The sequence below is a fragment of the Christiangramia aestuarii genome (assembly GCF_009735585.1).
Taxonomy (GTDB): domain Bacteria; phylum Bacteroidota; class Bacteroidia; order Flavobacteriales; family Flavobacteriaceae; genus Christiangramia; species Christiangramia aestuarii.
Genome location: NZ_VJVW01000004.1, coordinates 298,610 through 320,409, shown reverse-complemented (window position 1 = coordinate 320,409; position 21,800 = coordinate 298,610). Strand labels below are relative to the sequence as shown.

Below are 21,800 nucleotides of genomic sequence, written 5' to 3'. Positions count from 1 at the left end.
TTTGGGCTTAAGGATAATAACCCGTGCATTTTACCTTAGATTAATATCTTCTTTTGTTAAAAATCCTTATTTTCGCACATCATTTGAAAAAAGGAGAAAATGAGCAGAAGGTTTCCTGAATACAAAGGTCTTGACCTGCCTAAGGTGGCAGAGGAAATACTCAATTATTGGGAAGAGAATGATATTTTCGAAAAAAGTGTGACTACCCGTGAAGGGAAGGAGCCATTCATATTCTTTGAAGGTCCGCCTTCAGCGAACGGATTACCGGGAATACACCACGTGATGGCACGTGCTATTAAAGATATTTTTTGCCGATATAAAACCCAAAAAGGTTACCAGGTGAAGCGTAAAGCCGGGTGGGATACCCACGGGCTTCCTGTAGAGCTTGGCGTAGAGAAGGAGCTTGGAATTACCAAGGAGGATATCGGGACTAAAATAAGCATCGAGAAGTATAACGAAGCCTGTAAAAATGCGGTGATGCGTTATACCGATGTCTGGAACGACCTTACCCAAAAAATGGGTTACTGGGTAGATATGCAAGATCCATATATCACCTACAAATCCAAATATATGGAAACGGTTTGGTGGCTGCTTTCCGAGATCTATAAAAAAGATCTTATCTATAAAGGCTATACCATTCAGCCTTATTCACCAAAAGCCGGTACTGGTTTGAGTTCCCACGAGCTTAACCAGCCGGGAACTTACCAGGACGTGACCGATACCACGGTAACGGCAATGTTCAAGGTTAAGGAAGAAACACTTCCGGATTTTCTAAAGGATATCCCGAATTTGTTCTTTATCGCATGGACCACAACTCCATGGACCTTGCCTTCGAATACGGCTTTAACCGTTGGTCCTAAGATCGACTATGTTACCGTAAAAACATATAACCAGTATACCTTCGAACCTATCACTATCGTGGTAGCGAAGGAACTTGCAGAAAAGCAATTCGATAAAAAATTCAGAAAGGCAGAGTCTGAAGAAGATCTAAACTCTTACTCAAAAGAGGATAAGAAGATACCTTATTTGATAGGGGAAAGCTTTACAGGAAAAGATATAGTTGGGGTTAAATATGAGCAATTACTACCATATGCCCAGCCAAACGATAATCCTGAAAATGCTTTCAGGATCATTTCAGGTGATTTCGTAACTACCGAAGATGGTACCGGGATCGTGCATACCGCTCCAACCTTTGGTGCAGATGATGCCCTGGTTGCCAAGCAGGCAACTCCAGAGGTGCCGCCAATGTTGGTGAAAGATGAGAATGGAAATTTAGTTCCTCTTGTAGATCTTCAGGGAAGATTCCGTCCAGAAATGGGTGAACTTGCCGGGAAGTATGTGAAGAACGAATATTATGATGAGGGAGAGGCGCCTGAAAAATCTGTAGATGTAGAGATCGCCATCAAATTAAAAGAAGAGAACAGGGCTTTTAAAGTTGAAAAATATGTTCACAGCTACCCTAATTGCTGGAGAACAGATAAGCCTATATTATATTATCCACTGGATTCATGGTTCATCAAGGTGACCGAGTTCAAAGACAGGATGCACGAGCTCAACCAGACGATCAACTGGAAACCTAAATCTACGGGTGAAGGAAGATTCGGGAACTGGCTGGCCAATGCGAACGACTGGAACCTAAGCCGAAGCAGATATTGGGGAATTCCGTTACCTATTTGGAGAACCGAAGACGGGACCGAGGTAAAGGTTATTGGTTCAGTAGCCGAGCTTAAAGCAGAAATGGCCAAAGCCGTGGAGGCCGGAGTTTTGGAAAAGGATATTTTCGAAGACTTTGAGCCAGGAAACATGAGCGAGGAGAACTACGAAAAGGTAGACCTTCATAAAAATGTGGTAGACCAGATCACCTTGGTTTCAGAATCAGGGAAGCCTATGAAACGTGAGGCCGATCTTATCGATGTTTGGTTCGATTCGGGTTCTATGCCTTACTCACAATGGCATTATCCCTTCGAGAACAAGGAAAAAGTAGAAGATAAATGGCGTAAAGCCGATTTTATCGCTGAAGGTGTGGACCAGACCCGTGGTTGGTTCTATACCCTGCATGCGATTGCAACTATGATCTTTGATGATGTTGCGTATAAGAATGTAGTTTCAAATGGGCTTGTATTAGACAAGAACGGGCAGAAGATGTCTAAAAGACTCGGGAATGCCGTAGACCCTTTTGAAACCCTTGCTGTTTATGGTCCAGATGCCACTCGCTGGTATATGATCTCGAACGCCAATCCATGGGATAACCTTAAATTCGATATCGAGGGAATCGGGGAAGTTCAGCGTAAGTTCTTCGGAACCCTTTATAATACCTATTCCTTCTTTACTCTTTATGCGAACATCGATGAGTTCAGCTATGCTGAAGACGATGTGGCTTTAGAGCAAAGACCTGAAATAGACAGATGGATACTTTCAGAACTGCACACGCTTATCGAAAAAGTAGATAAGTTCTATGCAGATTATGAACCAACCAAGGCGACCAGGGCGATTTCAGAATTCGTCCAGGAAAACCTGAGTAACTGGTTCGTAAGGCTAAGTAGAAGAAGATTCTGGAAAGGTGATTACGAGCAGGATAAGATCTCTGCCTACCAAACGCTTTACACCTGTCTTGAAACAGTAGCTAAATTGGGAGCCCCGGTAGCGCCTTTCTTTATGGACAGGTTGTTCCGTGACCTTAATGCTGCAACTGGAAAAAATAAATCTGAATCTGTACATACGGCAGATTTCCCGGTTTATGAACCGAAATTTGTGGATAAATCTTTGGAAAGGAAGATGGAAAAGGCTCAAACCATCTCTTCTTTAGTGCTTTCGTTGCGTAAAAAAGAGATGATCAAGGTGCGTCAACCTCTCCAAAGAGTAATGATTCCGGTGCTTGACAAGGAACAGGAAAAAGAGATCAGAGCCGTGGAAGATCTGATCAAATCTGAGGTAAACGTAAAGGAAATCGAGCTTATCGATGATGCTTCAGGCCTGTTAAAGAAGCAAATAAAACCCAATTTCAGGGTGCTTGGTCCAAGATTCGGAAAGGATATTAAACTGATTGTCAGTAAGATAAACCAGTTTGGAGCCGAGGAGATTGCTCAAATTGAGCGTGAAGGCGAGATTGAAGTAGAGATTAACAAAAATTTAGTTAAATTGTCTCTTGAAGAGGTGGAGATCTCTTCGCAAGACATCGAAGGATGGTTGGTTGCCAGTAATGGTGGCCTAACTGTAGCCCTGGACGTTAGTATCAGTCCGGAGTTGAAAAAGGAAGGTGTTGCCAGGGAACTGGTGAACAGGATCCAGAACCTCCGCAAGGATTCAGGCTACGAAGTGACTGATACAATTGATGTGACCCTACAAAAAGACGGCGTTATCGAGGATGCTGTCAACGACAACATAACTTATATTAAGAACGAAACATTAACTGCAAAGCTCGAATTTGCAGAGGTGGTCGATGAAGGAGCTAATGTAGAATTTGATGAAGTTGCCACTAAATTGTTTATTAAAAAACATTAAGCCATGTCTACAGAAGTAAAAGAACGTTACAGCGATGCTGATCTGGCAGAGTTCAAAACTCTGATTAAAAAGAAAATTGAAAAGGCTCAGGAGCAACTTGCTATCTATCAAAGCGCTTATAAGAATGATGGAAATAATGGTACAGATGATACCTCTCCAACTTTCAAGGCCTTTGAAGAAGGTAGTGAAACCATGAGTAAGGAAGCGAATTCTCAGCTGGCCATTCGCCAGGAGAAATTCATCAGGGACCTTAAAAATGCGCTTATGCGTATCGAGAATAAGACCTACGGGGTTTGCCGCGTAACCGGGAAACTTATAGCTAAGGAGAGATTGATGCTTGTTCCTCATGCTACGCTAAGTATCGAGGCAAAGAACATGCAGCGCTAGAATTCTGTAATTTTAAAATATCAAACGTCCAGGCTCTGTGTTTTGGACGTTTTTTTTTTGGGGGGCGTATGTTGAAGAAGTTTTTGATCCTATGCGGAATTCTGCTAGGCAGTATTGTAACCGCCCAGAAGGATACTCGTGAAATATTTTCTGCGGAAAATATCAATAGCATCAATATTAATACAGATGAGGTTTACCTGATAAACATCATTACCTCAGATGCTTCCCAGATCGAGATAAGTACTCATTCTGAAGGGGAGTATTATGACGATATCCTGGTAGAATCTTCCATTACCGGTGACCAACTGAATATCAGGACCGAATACCCGCAGCGTTTGGCCGGTGGCTACGATAAACTTAGCGCCCATAAAGTTTTTTCGCTCGAGATAGAGTTGAGAATTCCTGGAGAACTGGAAGTGGCCATTCGATCTAATATCGCTTCCGTACAGTCAAAAGGAGGCTTCAAATCTTTGCATGCCGATCTTAAACAGGGCTACTGCAAGTTGCTGGATTTTTCGGGAATTGCCGTGATCAATACCTATTCTGGCAACATTCTGGTAGAAACCGCTTCAGGTCTCATTGAAGCCAGTTCCAGGAATGGCAGGGTGGAGGTGCCCGATTTTTTACCCGGCCGAAATCCTTTAAGGCTCACCAGTATAGATGGCAATATTATGGTGCGTAAAAACTAAATAATATTAGTATTTTTGACGCGTTTCCAAACAAGATAGTTTCATGTCCCTTAAAAAAGCCGGATTTCTTATAGTTTTGATCTTACTCATAGATCAAATTTCCAAATTATATATCAAGACCAATTTCGCCCTTGGGGAAGAAGTGGAAGTTTTCGATTGGTTCAGGATCCTTTTTGTGGAGAACGAAGGAATGGCCTGGGGAACCAAGATCCCGGGAGAATATGGAAAATTGGCCCTTACACTTTTTCGTCTTGCAGCAATAGTGGGGATTGGATACTGGTTATGGGATTCGGTTAGGAAAGGAGGCTCCAGGATACTTATCATCTCCATTGCCCTCATTTTTGCCGGTGCTTTTGGTAATATTATCGATTCGGTCTTCTACGGAGTGATCTTTGACGACAGTTACGGGCATGTAGCGAGCTTTTTGCCGGAAGAAGGTGGTTACAGTTCATTATTCCACGGAAAGGTGGTAGACATGCTTTATTTTCCTTTATATAAAGGTTACCTGCCAGAGTGGATCCCTTTCTGGGGCGGGAAATATTTTACTTTTTTCGAACCGGTTTTCAATATCGCAGATTCTGCTATTAGTGTAGGTGTGGCGATGCTGCTGCTTTTCAATAAAAAAGCATTTCCTAAGCATAAAGAGGAAGAGGAAAAGAAGGAAGCAGCCTGATCAGGCAGCCGTTTTTTCGAATATCTTTTCGAATTTTTTCAATTCAATGGGCTTGATAAGATAATCTGTGACCAGATTGAAGGATTTCGCCCTTTCCAGGTCGCGCGGATCTATTGAGGAGCTCACTACGTATAATGTGATCTTTTTATTCAGCTTGTTCTTGATCTTGATGAACTCATTAAGAAACTCCCAGCCATCCATTACGGGCATGTTGAGGTCCAGGAAAATGATATCTGGCAGTTTGTTCTCGTCGGTGGTATTCTCCATGATCTCCTTGAAGTAATCCAGCGCCTCTTTACCGTTCTTGTAAATGAGTAAATTTTCGGAAAGTTTCTTGATCTCGATGATCTTCTTTACCAGGTTAACGTATATCTTATCGTCATCGATGATACACGCTAGTTCTACTGTTTGCCCCATAATAAATAGAATCTAGAATTTTATTTTAAAAGTAGTCCCTATATCCAGGGTGCTGCTCACAGATATGCTCCCGCCAAGGGCCTCTACCTGATTTTTGGTTATGAACAGGCCAATTCCCTTCGCCTCGGGATTGTTTGGATGAAATGTTTTGTACATACCGAACATCTTCTCCCCATACTCGTCGAGGTCTATTCCCATACCATTATCGCTTACTTCTAGATACTCTTTATCGTTATCGGTATAGGTCTGGATAAAAATGACTGGTTTACGCCCAGGTTGCTTGTACCTGATGGCGTTCGTGATTAAATTTAATAAAATACTTTCAAGATACTCAGGGATATAGCGTATTTCTTTCAGATCCTGAAATTCAGCGACGATTTTTGCATTTTCTCGATTTATCAGGGAAGAAATGGAAGCTAAAACCACTTCGAGCGCCTTTTCGAACCTGATCCTTACCGGCTCTTTTTTGAGCGAGGTCTGTACACTTACGATATCGTTCAGCCTCGATATTGCTGAATCCAGATTATCTGAAACATCCTCTACATTGGCCAAAAGGTCCAGTTTGTCCCGATCTGATTTAGACTCACGTAACAGCTCCACGATGAGGCTCAGGTTGCTGCTGTGGGACCTTAAATGATGGGAAACGATATGGGCGAAATTAAATAGCCTGGAATTCTGTGTGGCGATAATGTCCAGGGAATTCTGAAGGTTCAGTTCGTTATTCTTGTTCTCGTCTATGTTCTGTAGCACCCCGCGTATACCCACGACTTCCTGGTCGTTGTTGTAGACAGGTTTTCCGGTTAGTCTTACCCAGAACTCACGATGCTGAAAGGATACCATCTTTAGCTCCAGTTTAAAGGGAATACCAAAATTCTCGCATTTATCGAAGGCGTTACGCATACGGTTATGATGCTCTTCAGCATAGAATTTCATTCGATCTTTGTAGGCCGGCTGAAAATCGCGGGGGCATTCAACGATTTTCAGGGTCACATCGTCCCAGTAGATATTCTTATTAACCGTATCTACGTACCATCCTCCGGTTGAGGTCATCTCAGCGGTTTCCCGGTAATAGAAGAAATTCTCTTCTATGGTATACTGATCCCTTTTGCTCTGATGGATGTTTACGAACAGAAGCACCGCGGTCTCACGAAAATCATTGTTCCTGCTTTTCTGGTTCTTGCACTCGAACCAGCGGTATTTGCCGTTCTCGAGCTTTAACCTAATCTCGAAGCTGAAAGGCTCATTCTCCTTGATTAATTTTTCGAAATGTATCCTGAAATCGTAGCGGTAATCTGGATGGAGGATATGGTTTATGAAGAATTCGAAGCGGTCTTCCTCGATCTCGGGGTCGCCTACGAGAATGCTAAAATGATTAGACCAGTGTATCTCCCTTGAAAAAAGATTGATCTTCCAGTAGGCGATATCAAAGTCCTCAAGAATGCTATTTAGCTGCAGGTCGTTGAGCATCAAAGTGATTTGTTCAGGTTAAAAATAACGCATTAACCTTATCATTACAAATATTATTTCAGACCGAAATCATAAATCTTTTCAGGGGTAACACAGTAATCCAGAGGGACATCGCTGCTATAAACCTCCCTGATTTCCTCTACAGGATCAAAAAAGGACAGGCCTATTTTTTGGACCCCGGGTTTACAACTAGCCAGGAATCTGTCATAAAATCCTTTCCCGTACCCAATCCTGTGTCCGTTGGTATCAAACGCCAGGAGTGGGATAAATATTACTTCGATCTTCTTGTTCGGGATCTCGATACCTTCCTCGGGCTCAGGGATATTCCAGCGATTTTTTTTGATCACGGTTTGATCTGTAAGTAAAAAATTGATCAGCTCTCCTGTCTGTGGATCAGATTTAGGAATGATCACTTCTTTGTCTTTTCCCTGTAAGATATGTAGTAAAAATTCGGTGTCTACCTCTTTCTGCTCGGCAATACTGAGAAAAATATGGTAGTATTTGTAATCCCAGACGGGTAGTTCGAGACATTTGTTAGCGATCTTAAGGCTAAGATTCTCAATTTCTTCCTCGCTAAGCCCGGTTCTAAGTGCCTTGAATTTTTTTCTTAGCTCCTGCTTATTCATTCTCCTCTCTTTTTGGCTGCATGGAAATATGGAAAATGGCATCTCCCTGGTACACGATAGGCGATTCGTTCACATTGATCACGTAGCCCTCGCTGGTAGATTTTATCTTATGCCTGAACTTGCCGTAGGGATCGGTAATGGTGGCGATATACTCTCCTTTTTCCACGTGCTTGCCACAGGGGATCTTTACATGTAGAAGTCCGCTGTATTTAGCCCTTAGCCAGGTGCTCTGGTCTATGATGACCGTATCGCTGATAACATCTGGATATTCAAATCTTGGCGCCAGCATTTCCAGGTGGCTAAGTATGCGCATAGCACCATCAACTCCATGCTTGGCAATCTCCTTATTGCTGTCTAGGGATTTTCCGCCTTCGAATAGAAGGACAGGAATTCCCAGTTTGGAGCATGTTTCCCTGTACGATTTGGTGATGGTTTTGGAATGTATGGTAAAAGGCGCATTAAAAATGCGCGCATATTTAATACTTTGTTCGTCTCCTTTTTTAACCCTGATCTGCGGGGCATTAAACCTCGCCGCGCCACCCGTATGAAAGTCCAGGCAAAAATCGGCAATGGGTAGGATCTTCTTAACGAACTGGTACGCAAACCTACTAGCCAGGGAGCCGTTTTTGGTTCCTGGAAAAACCCGGTTGAGATCTCGTCCATCAGGAAATTCCCTGGTCATGTTTAAAAAACCAAATATGTTAACGATGGGAATGCAGATGATAGTGCCAATTTTTGGTTTATTCACCCCTTTGGAAATGATCTGACGTATGATCTCTACCCCGTTGATTTCATCACCATGTATCCCTGCAGTAAGCAGCACCACCGGTCCTGGTTTTTTAGACCTTTCAATGATCACCGGAACATCTACCGTAGTGGTAGTGTAGAGTCTGGCCATATTAAAATTAATGGTTGCTCCCTTGCCGGGGAGAACCTTCTCTCCTAAAATCTCGAGAACATTGTTTTTGTCTATTCGAGGCATAGGCTAGACATTTCTTTCAATATACCTAATGATGGTTTTGGCAATATCTTTTCCTGTAGCCTCTTCGATGCCTTCTAATCCGGGTGACGAATTCACCTCAAGAATCAGGGGACCTCTTGCGCTTTGAAGCATATCTACCCCGGCAACACCTAGTCCCATAGCTTTGGTAGCTTTAATCGCAGCAATTTCCTCTTCATCGCTAAGTTCAAAGACTTCAGCACTACCTCCTCTGTGTAAATTAGAGCGAAATTCTCCTTCCTTTCCCTGTCTTTTCATGGCACCCACCACATGTCCGTCAACTACGAAGGCACGAATATCGGCCCCTCCGGCTTCCTTTATGAATTCCTGAACGATCACCCTGGCCTGTAAACCATTAAAAGCTTCGATCACAGATTTAGCAGCATTCTTAGTTTCGGCAAGAACTACACCTACCCCCTGGGTTCCTTCAAGAAGTTTTACAACAAGTGGAGTACCTCCTACCTGTTTGATTACTCCTTCTACATCCCTGGAATAATTGGTAAAAACAGTTTTTGGAAGACCTATCTTGGCTCTGGATAGTACCTGCAAACTTCTCAGTTTATCTCTACTTCTTACCAAGGCTTCAGAATCTGTAGTTGTAAAAGAACCCATCATCTCAAACTGTCGCACAACAGCAGTCCCGTAAAAGGTGACAGAAGCTCCTATCCTAGGAATAATAGCATCTACATTTTCTATATATCCCCCTTTATAGTAGATATTGGGTTTTCGCTTTTCAATTACAATATCACACTTCAAAGGGTCTATAACTTCTACATCGTGCTTTCTTTTTTTCGCTGCCTCGACCAGTCTGCTTGTTGAATATAGCCTAGGATTTCTTGATAGGATTCTTATCTTCATTTAACTTCTGATTATAAGACACGTCTATTAGCTCTGTGTCTACAATAAATTTTTTGGTTAGAAATTTTCTTCCAATTAATACCGGGAACCTCATTTCCTGCCTGTCTGAAAGGGAAAGGGAGATTTTAAATACTTTTCCGAAGAGTTTGATGTTAGATTGTACTTGGTATCTTTTCTGAATTATCCCATTGCTACTTCTTACAAAAACAATATCATAATCCTCAAAAATGAACTCTTTTCCATTATACAGGGGATGTTCTTCATCGAGAAAGGTGCAATGTATAACATTCTCTTTCTCAATAATATTATCACAATGAATAGAGGAAGTATAGGCGCCAGTATCTATTTTTACGGCGATATCGCTTAGCTTCAAAGCCGGGAAATCTGCTTTATCAAACCTGCCGATCACGATTTTATCCATAACGCAATATAATAAAAAGCCATAAGACTTTTTGGTCTTACAATCCAGTGCAAAGATTGCGTAATTAATCTGAAATCTTATTATCCGATTTTGAAATTTCGGCAGAACTTCAAAAAAGTTTATCTGGCTCTTATTAATGTTTTAAATTTGAGCTAATGGAAAAACCTGCTCTGGAAGTTCAGTTAAAAACTTTGCCCAACAGCCCGGGGGTATATCAGTATTTCGATAAGAACGGCAAGATCCTTTACGTGGGAAAGGCCAAAAACCTCAAAAAAAGGGTCACTTCCTATTTCACCAAAAGACACGACAGCCATCGCATAGGAGTGATGGTGAAAAAGATACATGAGATAAGGCATATAGTGGTGGCTTCAGAAACAGATGCCCTGCTGCTGGAAAACAACCTGATCAAAAAGCATCAGCCTCGTTTCAACGTGATGCTGAAGGACGATAAGACCTATCCGTGGATATGTATTAAGAACGAACGTTTTCCCAGGGTGTTTCCCACCCGGAAACTGGTGAAGGACGGCAGCGAATATTATGGTCCGTTTACCAGCTTTAAAACCGTTAACACCCTGCTCGACCTTATCAAGGGCCTTTATAAACTGCGTACCTGCAATTATGACCTGGCCGAAGATAAGATCAGGAACGGGAAGTTTAAGGTTTGCCTGGAATACCACTTGGGAAATTGTGAAGGCCCGTGCGAGGCCTACCAGTCTGAAGAGGATTATAACAACAATATTGAAGCGATAAGACAGATTGTAAAGGGTAATTTCAAGGATTCCTTGCAGCGTTTCCGCAACCAGATGAAGCAGCATGCAGAAAATATGGAATTCGAGGACGCCCAGCGTATCAAGAACAAGATAGATGTACTCGAGAATTACCAGGCCAAGTCTACGGTGGTAAATCCCAAGATCAATAATGTAGATGTCTTCTCTGTGGTGACCGATGAAGGTTATGGTTATGTGAATTTCCTTCAGCTTTCTCATGGCGCGATCATCAGGTCCCATACCATAGAGATGAAAAAGAAGCTGGACGAGAGCGACCGGGAGCTGCTGGAACTGGCTATTGTGGAGATCAGGCAAAGGTTTAGCTCCAGCTCCAAAGAGATCTATGTTCCCTTCAAAGTAGATGTGGGTGAAGAGGTAAAGATCACCGTGCCTAAGCTGGGGGACAAAAAGAAGATCGTAGAGCTTTCTCAAAGGAATGCGAAATACTTCCGCCAGGAGCGCTTTAAGCAAATGAAGATCGTAGATCCAGACAGGCATGTGAACAGGGTGATGGCCCAGATGAAAGAGGATCTGCGCCTAAGCAAAGAACCCAGGCATATAGAATGTTTCGATAATTCCAATATCCAGGGGACCAATCCGGTGGCTGCCTGCGTGGTTTTTAAGAATGGAAAGCCGAGTAAGAAAGATTATCGTAAATTTAATATCAAGACCGTAGAAGGGCCAGATGATTTCGCTTCGATGGAAGAAGTGGTCTTCAGGAGATACCGCAGGTTAATGAACGAAGGCGAGGAGCTGCCGCAGCTAATTATAGTGGATGGAGGAAAGGGGCAGCTTTCCAGTGGGGTTAAGGCCCTTGAAACGCTGGGATTGCGTGGAAAGATCGCTATCATTGGCATCGCCAAACGATTAGAGGAGATTTTTTACCCGGGAGATCCAATTCCGTTGTATCTTGATAAGAAATCTGAAAGCCTTAAGATCATTCAGCAACTCAGGAACGAAGCACACAGGTTTGGAATTACTTTTCACCGCAATAAAAGGAGCAAGACCGCGCTTAATACAGAGCTTGAATCAATAGAAGGGATCGGTGAGAAAACGGTGGTAGAGTTGCTTAAAAATTTCAGGTCGCTCAAAAGGGTAAAGGAAGCTTCTAAAGATGAACTTGCAGAGGTCATCGGGGCTTCAAAAGCTACTATTATATTTAATCATTATCATACCGGATAAATGCGGATTTTTTTAGCCTTTATTTTCCTAAGCTTTAGCCTGCTGGGTTTTGGCCAGGAGCAGGAAGCTCCCAGCGTAGGCCTTGTGCTTAGCGGGGGAGGGGCTAAAGGACTTGCCCATATTGGAGTGTTGAAGGTGCTGGAAGAAGAAGGTGTAAAAATAGATTATATCGGCGGCACCAGTATGGGTGCGATCATAGGCGGGCTTTATGCTTCGGGATATTCTGCCAGCGAGCTGGACTCTATTTTTAATGATACCAATTTCGATATCCTAATCCAGGATGACCTTCCCAGGAGGGCCAAAACCTTCTATGAAAAGGAAGATTCTGAAAAATATGCCATTACCCTGCCTTTCGATAATTTTGATATTTCGTTCCCTACCGGCCTTTTCAAGGGGCAAAACATCTATAACCTCATGTCCCGGCTTACCATGCATGTAAGCGATGTGAACGATTTCAGTAAATTACAGATCCCATTTTTTTGTGTCGCGGCCAATGTAGAAACAGGCGAGGAGGTGATCCTGGATGAAGGTTCTCTGGCCAAGGCAATTTCTGCCAGTGGGGCTATTCCAACTATCCTGAGCCCTATCAAGATAAATGACCAGTTACTTACCGATGGAGGGGTAGCCAATAATTATCCCGTTGAAGAGCTGAGAAAACGAGGCGCAGACATCATCATTGGGGTAGATGTTCAGGATACCCTGGTTAAAAGGGAAAATTTGCGCAGTGTGTTCGAGATCATGTCCCAGATAAGTAATTTCAGGACCATTAATGATATGCGGGATAAAATTCCGCTGACCGATATCTATATTAAACCTGATATTTCCCCCTTTTCTGTCATGTCTTTTGAAGAAGGAAACGCGATCATAGACTCAGGGAGAGTGGCCGCGCTGGAAAAACTTCCCGAGTTAAAAGAACTGGCTAATAAGCTAGATGTCCGGCAAAAACGGGAACCCGTAAAGAAGATAGATACCTTTAACATTAGCGCCCTGACCCTGGAGGGGAATAATACCTATCCCCGGTCTTATGTACAGGGGAAGCTAAAACTTGATTATAACAAGCCCTATAACTTCGACGATCTTAATATTGGCATTAATAACCTTTCCGCCACCGGGAATTTCGACCGGCTTAGTTATCAGTTGATACCGCAGGAAGGAGATAACGGCAATTATACCCTGGCCATGCAGATCGAGGAAAGTGAGAGCAAGATGTTGCTCCGGCTGGGTTTGCACTATGATGAACTTTATAAGAGTGGTGCTCTAATAAATCTTACCCGTAAGAGTTTGATCTTTACCAACGACGTGGCCTCTTTAGATTTTGTGGTGGGAGATAACCTGAGGTATAATTTCAATTATTACCTTGATAAGGGGTATTACTGGAGCGTTGGATTGAATGCCCGTTATAATACCTTTGAAAAGGAGATAAACCTGAATAGCGTACGAAAAATAGAGGATGTGGATGAGCTGCCTCCCGTGGCCGAGCTGGATGTGAATTTTAAGGATTTTACCAATCAGATCTACGTGGAAACCCTCTTCCAGCAGGTATTTTCAATTGGCGCGGGACTGGAACATAAATATCTTAAGTTTAGCAGTAATACATTTAATGATGTGGAGAACCGCAATAACGAGATCATCTTTGATAATAGTCATTACGCCAGTGCTTTTGGTTATTTGAAATACGACTCTTACGACAATAAATATTTTCCTACCAAGGGCATTAGCTTTAATGGGGACTTTCATGTGTACCTTTATTCTTCAGATTTTAACGATAATTTCGCTGAATTCTCCATCGCTAAGGGTGCCATAGGTTATGCCGTGACCCCCTTGCGAAATCTTTCTGCGCGTATCTCCACCGAAACAGGCTTCAAAATTGGAAATGACGGGACCGAGGTGCTGGACTTTTTCCTGGGTGGATATGGGAATGATTTTATTAATAATATCAAGCCTTTCTATGGATACGATTTCCTGAGTCTTTCGGCAGACAGCTATATACAGGCCTTACTGGAGATCGATTTCCAGGTGGCGCGGAAGAACCATATTATCGCCAGTGCCAACATCGCCAATGTGGAAGACAGGCTGTTTACTACAGGGAACTGGTTTACGCTGCCAGATTATACCGGTTATGCCCTGGGTTACGGCATAGATACTTTCATGGGGCCTATGGAGGTCAAGTACACCTATTCGCCTGAAGTGAGGAATAGTTACTGGTTTTTCAGTCTTGGCTTCTGGTTCTAAACCAATTGATTAATTTTCAATATTTTAAACTTCAAAGCCTCGGTTTTTAGACTACTTTTAAGATTGTTTCGCTAAATTTTCATGATATTTGTATAAATCGAAAAATAAAGTCTAAAAAATCCTAATCTTTCAATAATTAATAGGATTTTGGGTGATTTAAAAACAATATGCTATGCCTTTTTATCATAAACTAGGTAAGATCCCACATAAACGTCATACCATTTTCAGAAAGCCTGACGGCAGTCTTTATTATGAACAATTGTTCGGTACTATTGGTTTTGATGGAATGTCTTCCAATCTCTATCACGAGCATCGCCCTACCCAGGTTAAAGAGATCAAGGGTAGTTACGATGTAAGGCCGAAAGTTGCCGTGGAGAATAACCTTAAATCTTACAGGTTTAAAGGATTCCAGGTTAAACCACATCCAGATTATTTGAAAAGCCGCAGGCCGGTGCTAACAAATTCAGATTGTGATATTATCCTGGCATCGCCTCAGGGCTCTACTGAAGATTACTTCTATAAGAATGCTGATGCAGATGAACTGCTTTTTATTCATAAAGGAAGCGGGAAGTTGCGCACGCATCTAGGAAACCTGGATTTTAAATACGGTGATTACCTGTTGATCCCAAGGGGGACTATTTATAAAATTGATTTTGATGATGAGGATAACCGGCTTTTCATCGTGGAATCCCGCAGGCCGATTTATACTCCAAAGAGGTATAGAAACTGGTTCGGGCAGTTGCTGGAGCATTCTCCATTTTGTGAGCGTGACCTGAGACAGCCCTACGAACTTGAAACCAATGATGAGAAAGGTGAATTCCTGATCAAGATAAAGAAGAAAGGGGAGATTTTTGATATGGTCTATGCCACGCATCCATTTGATGTTGTGGGATACGACGGTTACAATTATCCTTACGCTTTCTCTATCCACGATTTTGAACCCATTACTGGTAGAATACATCAGCCGCCACCGGTACATCAGACCTTCGAGACCGATGCCTTCGTGGTGTGCAGTTTCTGTCCCAGAAAATATGATTATCACCCGGAAAGTATCCCTGCGCCATATAGCCATAGTAACATAGACAGCGATGAGGTGTTGTATTATGTAGATGGTGACTTTATGAGCAGGAATGATATTGAAGCCGGACATATTTCGCTTCACCCGGCCGGAATTCCGCATGGGCCGCACCCGGGCGCTGTGGAAAGAAGTATTGGTCAGACCGATACCGAAGAGCTGGCGGTAATGGTAGATACCTTTAAGCCTCTGATGCTTACCGAGGATGCGATGGAGATTGCAGATGAAACCTACTACAGGTCCTGGTTGGAAGAAGAGGATAAGTAAGAAATGAGAGAAGATTTATCAGCACAGGACCGAGCGATGTGGTAATATTTTGAATTTAATATTCAAATTTATACCATTTCGATAATCCTAAAAATAAAATAAAAAATGTCTACAGATAACACATCATTACATCTAGAAAAGGTCGTTCCCGAAGCAGAGGACTTTCTGCCAATTTTAGGAACAGATTTCGTTGAACTTTATGTAGGTAATGCCAAGCAGGCCGCCTACTATTACCAGCATGCCTGGGGCTTCCAGCCGGTAGCTTACGCAGGTTTGGAAACAGGAAAAAAAGACAGCGTTTCCTATGTGCTGCAACAGGGAAAGATAAGGGTCGTACTTACTTCTCCGCTTGAAAAGGATGGAGAGATCAATGCGCATATTAATAAGCATGGTGACGGGGTGAAGTTCGTAGCCCTTTGGGTAGACGATGCCAGGAAGAGTTACGAAGAGACCACCAAACGAGGCGCTAAGTCTTATGTAGAGCCTTACGAACTGGAAGATGAGAACGGAAAGGCCGTGATCTCCGGGATACATACCTATGGAGAGACCATTCACCTTTTTGTGGAAAGAGGCGAATATGAAGGGCCGTTCTTACCTGGGTACCGTGTTTATGATACCAAAGCCAAATCTCCTGATACCGGGCTTAAATTTATCGATCATATGGTTGGTAATGTTGGCTGGAACGAGATGAACAAGTGGGTTGAATTCTACGGAAAAGTAATGGGCTTTGCTCAGCTGGTTTCATTTGACGACAAGGATATTTCTACAGATTACACGGCTCTTATGAGTAAGGTGATGAGTAACGGAAATGGTCGTATCAAATTCCCTATCAATGAGCCGGCTGAAGGAAAGAAGAAATCACAGATCGAAGAATATATAGATTTTTATAATGGTGCAGGGGTACAGCATATCGCCCTGGCCACAGATAATATCATAGAGACCGTGACCCAGCTCAGGGACAGGGGAGTTGAATTCCTGTATGTTCCGGAAACCTATTACGATGATCTATTGGATAGAGTAGGTGAGATAGATGAAGATCTTGAGCCGCTGAAAGAACTGGGGGTGCTGGTAGACCGCGACGATGAAGGATACCTGTTACAGATCTTTACCAAGCCGGTACTGGACAGGCCAACCATGTTCTTCGAGATCATTCAGCGTAAAGGAGCACAATCTTTCGGAAAAGGAAACTTCAAGGCGCTTTTCGAGGCTATTGAAAGAGAGCAGGATTTGCGAGGAACTTTAAATTAGAATTAAAAAATTGCTAAAATTTAGGTGTAAAAATTTAAAAATTGACAATTCCATAATTATTTAGTTAAACTTAAAATTCGTGTTGCAGGTAAGATAGAAATATCAGACTTTTGCACCGCATTTTTGGAGTGGTTACCAAAAATCATTTTTAAATTTTTTTCATAATTTAAGTTTTAGTTGGTTAATAAGATAAAATTCCCCGTCATTAATTTGATGGGGTTTTTTGTTTTAATACTTTTGGAATAGTAATTGTAAAAGGAGTATTGATCCCAGAAATACTGATACTTAGGAATAATATTATGATGAAAAAACTCTGTGCAATTACGCTGCTTTTCTTTCTGTTTGGTACCACTTCTTTATTTTCTCAAAAAGCCTACAAAGAAGGTGAGTGGTTCCAGTTCAGGATTCATTATGGTATTTTCAACGCAAGTTATGCGACCTTAGAGGTAGATGAAGCAACCCTGGGTAACAAACCGGTGTACCATATTAAAGGCAGGGGGAAATCCACAGGCCTGTTAAGTCTTTTCTTCAAGGTAGACGATGATTACCAGACTTATATAGATAAAAGGACAGGAAAACCTTACAAATTCATCCGCAAAATAAACGAAGGAGGTTACACCAAAGACCTGGAGATCGACTTTGATCACAAGGATAATCAGGCTCATGTAACCGACCATAAAAATAATACATCCAAAAGCTATCCCGTGCCTGAAAATGTGCACGACATGTTATCTTCATTTTATTATATTCGCAACCAAATTGACAGTGATGATTTGACTCCCGGAAAGGAGATGAAATTAAAAATGTTCATCGATGATGAAAATCTTGATTTCAAGCTCGTATTCCTGGGTAGGGAAGTGATCAAAACTAAATTTGGAAAGGTGGCGACCCTTAAATTCAGGCCTTATGTATTGGCAGGTCGGGTATTTAAGGAAAAGGAAAGCCTTACTTTTTGGGTTAGTGACGATAAGAACAAGATCCCCGTTAAAATAGAAGCAGATCTGGCTGTTGGATCTTTAGATGCAGATTTAGAGGCATATAAAGGTTTAAAACATCAGTTTAGTATTTTAATGAATTAAATATGGAGATAAAACCCGAGATCGCGGAACGAATTATAAAACTTGAGGAAAAGTTTAAGAATTCGGGTCAGGATATGGGGTCCTATTTAGATGGTCTGCTTTACGATCGCTACCTGTCTTACTGGGATTATATTGAGGTAGATACGCTGCTAAGCCTGCAAAAGACCAATACGCATTTCCCTGATGAGATGATCTTCATCACCTATCATCAGATCACCGAGCTGTATTTCAAGCTTATTATCCACGAACAAAAGCAGATCATCGAGAGCGCGACACTAACCGCTTCCTACTTCATTGAAAAGCTTAATCGTATTAACCGTTATTTCAGGATCCTCATCGATTCCTTCGACGTTATGATCAAGGGGATGGAGAGAGAGCAATTCCTGAAATTCAGAATGGCGCTACTTCCGGCCAGCGGATTCCAGTCTGCACAGTTCAGGATGATCGAGCTTTATTCAACCCCACTGGAGAACCTTGTGTCTGCAGATATTCGAAAGGATTTTTCTGAAAAGAACACCCCGGAGGAGCTATATGAGCATATTTACTGGAAAAAGGGCGGGATAGATTTGGAAACGGGTGAAAAAACGCTCACTTTAAAACAATTTGAAAAAAGATACACTCCCCGGTTTTTAAGAATAGCAAACGGTGTATATGGAAATACTATATACCATCGTTATCTTAAAATGCACGAAGAAGACCGCAAAAACGAGGAGTTGGTGCAGGCCATGCGAAACCTGGATGTGAACGTCAACATCAACTGGTTGTTAATGCATATGGGGGCGGCATACAGGTATCTGAGTAAAGACAAAACTACGGTGAAGGCTACCGGGGGAACCAACTGGAAAAAATTTCTTCCGCCAAGCTTTCAGCGAATCTCTTTCTTTCCAGGTTTATGGACTGAAGAGGAAAAACAGGATTGGGGCAAACAATGGGTAAACCATACGTTTAACACAGAAAATAAAAAGTAAGAAAATTGAAGAAATTAGGTTTATTGTTTTTGATGATGCTGGCACTGGTTGCCTGCAATGACGAGGAAAAAGACCAGGCGGTTACCAAGGAGGTGAAGCCAAAGAAAATAGCTGCGGTAGAAAAGGAGTACGGGTTTGTCCTGGACGATTTTGAAGTGGTTAAAGATACCATCGAATCTGGTGACAGTTTTGGTTATATCATGGATCAGAACGGGGTAGGCCACGGCAAGGTGTTCGAAATTTCCAACAAGGTTAAAGACACATTTAACCCGGCACGTATCACCGCCGGGAAAAAATATATGATCCTTAAGGCCAAGGATTCAGCGAAAACCCCGCAGTATTTCATCTACGAAAATGACAAGATCAATTATACCGTGGTGGCTCTTGGGGACAGCATCTATGCCGAAAAGAAAAAGAGGCCGGTAACCGTAAAGAGAAGAGAGGTTTCCGGAGTGATCGTTTCCTCGCTTTCCGAAGCTATGGAATCCCAGGGCCTGAGCAATCTTCTGGTATATGAACTTTCTAATATCTACCAGTGGAGTATAGATTTTTTTAAACTTCAGAAGGGAGACCAGTTCAAAATGGTCTACCACGAAAAATATATTGATGATACTATTTTTGCAGGGATAGAAAAGGTAGATGCCGCTGTTTTCAAGCATTCAGATAAACCTTTCTATGCCTTCAGGTATCTAAGTGATAGCATTTCTGGCAAACCAAGTTTCTATGATGAGGAGGCCAAGGCATTACAAAGCTTTTTCTTAAAGGCGCCATTGAATTATTCCCGAATTTCTTCGAGATATACCAAAAGAAGATTTCACCCCGTTCAGAAAAGATGGAAGGCCCACCTGGGAACAGATTATGCCGCGGCATACAATACCCCTATCGTAAGCACGGCTAACGGGACGGTGATCGCTTCCAGTTATACTTCAGGAAACGGAAATTACGTGAAAATACGCCATAATTCTAAGTACACTACTCAGTATCTTCACATGACCAAAAGAGCTGTAAAGACCGGGCAAACCGTAAAGCAGGGAGATGTGATAGGTTACGTGGGAAGTACAGGTTTGGCTACGGGACCCCATGTTTGCTACCGTTTCTGGGTAAACGGGAAACAGGTGGATCCATACCGCCAGAACCTTCCCTCGGCAAAACATATAGAAGACGAATTAAAGGACGAATATTTTGCTTATATCAAGCCTCTTAAGGATGAACTTGAGCAAATTCCCTACAAAAGCATTTAAATGAAGAATATCAATCCAACCACCACCAGGGCCTGGAAAGAATTAGATCAACATTTCAAGGAGATCAAGGATGAGCATATGCGAGATATGTTCAGTAATGATAAAGAGAGGGCTGCGAAATTTACCATGCAGTGGGAAGATTTCTATGTTGATATCAGTAAGAACAGGATCAATGAAACTACCCGCGAGCTGTTGCTGAAACTGGCTGAAGAATGCAAACTGGAAGAAGCTATAGAGAGCTATTTTTCCGGGGAGGCGATCAACCAGACCGAAAACCGTCCCGTGCTACATACTGCTTTAAGAGCGGCAAAAGATGCCGAGATCAAGGTTAGAGGAGAGAATGTGGTGCCCGAAGTGGAAGAAGTAAAAGAAAAGATCAGGGCGTTTTGTGAGGAGATCATTAGCGGGGAGAGAAAAGGATATACCGGCAAAGCCTTTACAGATGTGGTGAACATCGGGATAGGAGGATCAGATCTTGGTCCTGTGATGGTGACCGAAAGCCTGGAATTCTACAAGAATCACCTGAAAATGCACTTTATCTCCAACGTAGACGGGGACCATGTGCATGAGACTATAAAAGACCTTAATCCGGAAACCACTTTATTCCTGGTTGTATCCAAGACCTTTACGACCATGGAAACCCTAAGTAATGCTACTACGGTGAGAGAGTGGTTCCTGAAATCTGTTCCGGAGAAAGAAGTGTCTAAGCACTTTGTGGCGGTCTCTACCAATCTGGAAAAAGTTGAAGGTTTTGGGATAGACAGAGAAAATATATTCCCTATGTGGGACTGGGTTGGGGGGCGTTTTTCCCTTTGGAGTGCCGTTGGGCTTTCCATTAGCCTGGCCATTGGTTATGATAATTTTGCTTCCCTTTTAGAAGGTGCAAGAAAAATGGATGAGCATTTTAAAGCTACGCCATTTAAAGAGAATATGCCTGTACAGCTGGCTCTGCTTACCATATGGTACAATAATTTCTTTAAGGCGGAAAGCGAGGCGGTGATCCCTTACTCGCAGTACCTAGACAAATTTCCATCTTACCTGCAACAGGCGATCATGGAAAGTAACGGGAAGAGCGTAGACCGTAATGGGGAAGAGGTAGATTATGAAACCGGAACCATCATTTGGGGGGAACCGGGAACCAATTCTCAGCATGCCTTTTTCCAGCTGATCCACCAGGGGACTAAACTTATCCCGGCAGATTTTATAGGCTTTAAAAGATCCCTTTTCGGCGACAAGTCTCACCAGGATAAACTGATGGCGAACTACTTTGCCCAAACCGAAGCCCTTCTGAATGGAAAGAGCGAAGCTGAGGTGGTAGACGAGCTAAAAGCTAAAAGTTTTAGCCAGGAAGAGATAGATCGTATCAAGACATTTAAGGTTTTTAAGGGGAATAATCCTACCACTACCATTCTTATTGATAAACTGACTCCGGAAAGTATGGGGAAACTTATCGCCATGTACGAGCACCAGATCTTCGTACAGGGAGTTATTTGGAACATTTTCAGTTATGATCAATGGGGTGTGGAACTGGGAAAACAGCTTGCCAATAAGATTCTCGCAGATTTCGAGTCAAAATCTGTTGAAGATCATGACTCCTCAACCAAGAATCTTTTAGAGTTTTATCTAAAATAATGGATTTTTCATACTGTTAAAAACTTGTTTGTAGTTTAAAGCGCTTGGAATCAGGCGCTTATTTTTTTGC

At 42.4% G+C, this 21,800-nt stretch carries 18 protein-coding genes; 12 read left to right on the top strand and 6 right to left on the bottom strand.

Features of this window, described 5'->3' with window-relative positions:
* The first annotated feature begins 99 nt into the window (after positions 1–99).
* The 4 genes from ileS to FLP08_RS11790 all read left to right on the top strand — a co-directional run bounded on the left by ileS (position 100) and on the right by FLP08_RS11790 (position 5,250).
* Positions 100–3,501, top strand: coding sequence for an isoleucine--tRNA ligase (gene ileS / locus FLP08_RS11805; protein ID WP_156276942.1), 3,402 nt, complete (start codon positions 100–102; stop codon positions 3,499–3,501).
* A 3-nt stretch (positions 3,502–3,504) separates the two neighbouring features.
* Positions 3,505–3,888, top strand: a complete 384-nt coding sequence (locus tag FLP08_RS11800) for a TraR/DksA family transcriptional regulator (protein WP_156276941.1) — start codon at positions 3,505–3,507, stop codon at positions 3,886–3,888.
* Between the two features lie 68 nt (positions 3,889–3,956).
* The gene (locus FLP08_RS11795) at positions 3,957–4,577 is read left to right on the top strand and encodes a DUF4097 family beta strand repeat-containing protein (RefSeq protein ID WP_156276940.1); all 621 of its coding nucleotides are present in this window, start codon (positions 3,957–3,959) and stop codon (positions 4,575–4,577) included.
* A 43-nt stretch (positions 4,578–4,620) separates the two neighbouring features.
* Positions 4,621–5,250 carry a lipoprotein signal peptidase gene (locus tag FLP08_RS11790; protein WP_156276939.1) on the top strand — a complete coding sequence of 210 codons (630 nt, stop codon included), beginning with the start codon at positions 4,621–4,623 and terminating at the stop codon, positions 5,248–5,250.
* On the opposite strand, the gene FLP08_RS11785 is transcribed toward FLP08_RS11790, so the two are convergent.
* The 6 genes from FLP08_RS11785 to FLP08_RS11760 are packed head-to-tail and all read right to left on the bottom strand — an operon-like array spanning position 5,251 to position 10,039.
* Entirely contained in the window at positions 5,251–5,667 is a 417-nt protein-coding gene (locus FLP08_RS11785) for a response regulator (protein ID WP_156276938.1), read from the bottom strand. It abuts the gene before it with no gap.
* 12 nt (positions 5,668–5,679) lie between these two features.
* Complete coding sequence (locus FLP08_RS11780) at positions 5,680–7,134, bottom strand: sensor histidine kinase (protein WP_156276937.1); 1,455 nt, start codon at positions 7,132–7,134, stop codon at positions 5,680–5,682.
* Positions 7,135–7,187: 53 nt separating this feature from the next.
* The gene (locus FLP08_RS11775) at positions 7,188–7,760 is read right to left on the bottom strand and encodes a 5-formyltetrahydrofolate cyclo-ligase (RefSeq protein ID WP_156276936.1); all 573 of its coding nucleotides are present in this window, start codon (positions 7,758–7,760) and stop codon (positions 7,188–7,190) included.
* Complete coding sequence (locus FLP08_RS11770) at positions 7,753–8,742, bottom strand: succinylglutamate desuccinylase/aspartoacylase family protein (protein WP_156276935.1); 990 nt, start codon at positions 8,740–8,742, stop codon at positions 7,753–7,755. Before FLP08_RS11770 ends, FLP08_RS11775 begins: the two co-directional genes overlap by 8 nt.
* A 3-nt stretch (positions 8,743–8,745) precedes the next feature.
* Positions 8,746–9,618 (bottom strand): 30S ribosomal protein S6--L-glutamate ligase, encoded by an 873-nt coding sequence (gene rimK, locus FLP08_RS11765; protein WP_156276934.1) that lies wholly within the window; start codon positions 9,616–9,618, stop codon positions 8,746–8,748.
* Entirely contained in the window at positions 9,587–10,039 is a 453-nt protein-coding gene (locus FLP08_RS11760) for an ATP-dependent zinc protease family protein (RefSeq protein ID WP_156276933.1), read from the bottom strand. Before FLP08_RS11760 ends, rimK begins: the two co-directional genes overlap by 32 nt.
* Before the next feature lie 155 nt (positions 10,040–10,194).
* Between FLP08_RS11760 and uvrC the strand changes: the two genes are divergently transcribed.
* From uvrC to pgi, 8 genes are all read left to right on the top strand, one after another.
* Entirely contained in the window at positions 10,195–11,988 is a 1,794-nt protein-coding gene (gene uvrC / locus FLP08_RS11755; RefSeq protein WP_156276932.1) for an excinuclease ABC subunit UvrC, read from the top strand.
* The gene (locus FLP08_RS11750; RefSeq protein ID WP_156276931.1) at positions 11,989–14,220 is read left to right on the top strand and encodes a patatin-like phospholipase family protein; all 2,232 of its coding nucleotides are present in this window, start codon (positions 11,989–11,991) and stop codon (positions 14,218–14,220) included.
* 172 nt (positions 14,221–14,392) lie between these two features.
* Positions 14,393–15,562 carry a homogentisate 1,2-dioxygenase gene (locus FLP08_RS11745; RefSeq protein WP_156276930.1) on the top strand — a complete coding sequence of 390 codons (1,170 nt, stop codon included), beginning with the start codon at positions 14,393–14,395 and terminating at the stop codon, positions 15,560–15,562.
* Positions 15,563–15,667: 105 nt separating this feature from the next.
* The gene (gene hppD / locus FLP08_RS11740) at positions 15,668–16,810 is read left to right on the top strand and encodes a 4-hydroxyphenylpyruvate dioxygenase (RefSeq protein WP_156276929.1); all 1,143 of its coding nucleotides are present in this window, start codon (positions 15,668–15,670) and stop codon (positions 16,808–16,810) included.
* Positions 16,811–17,112: 302 nt separating this feature from the next.
* A complete protein-coding gene (locus FLP08_RS11735) occupies positions 17,113–17,889 on the top strand; it encodes a DUF3108 domain-containing protein (protein WP_156277196.1) in 777 nt (258 codons plus the stop codon).
* A 2-nt stretch (positions 17,890–17,891) separates the two neighbouring features.
* Positions 17,892–18,857, top strand: coding sequence for a tryptophan 2,3-dioxygenase family protein (locus tag FLP08_RS11730; RefSeq protein ID WP_156276928.1), 966 nt, complete (start codon positions 17,892–17,894; stop codon positions 18,855–18,857).
* Between the two features lie 5 nt (positions 18,858–18,862).
* Positions 18,863–20,098: a peptidoglycan DD-metalloendopeptidase family protein gene (locus tag FLP08_RS11725; RefSeq protein WP_202912768.1), complete on the top strand. Its 1,236-nt coding sequence runs from the start codon at positions 18,863–18,865 to the stop codon at positions 20,096–20,098.
* Positions 20,099–21,730: a glucose-6-phosphate isomerase gene (gene pgi, locus FLP08_RS11720; RefSeq protein WP_156276927.1), complete on the top strand. Its 1,632-nt coding sequence runs from the start codon at positions 20,099–20,101 to the stop codon at positions 21,728–21,730.
* Positions 21,731–21,800 lie beyond the last annotated feature (70 nt).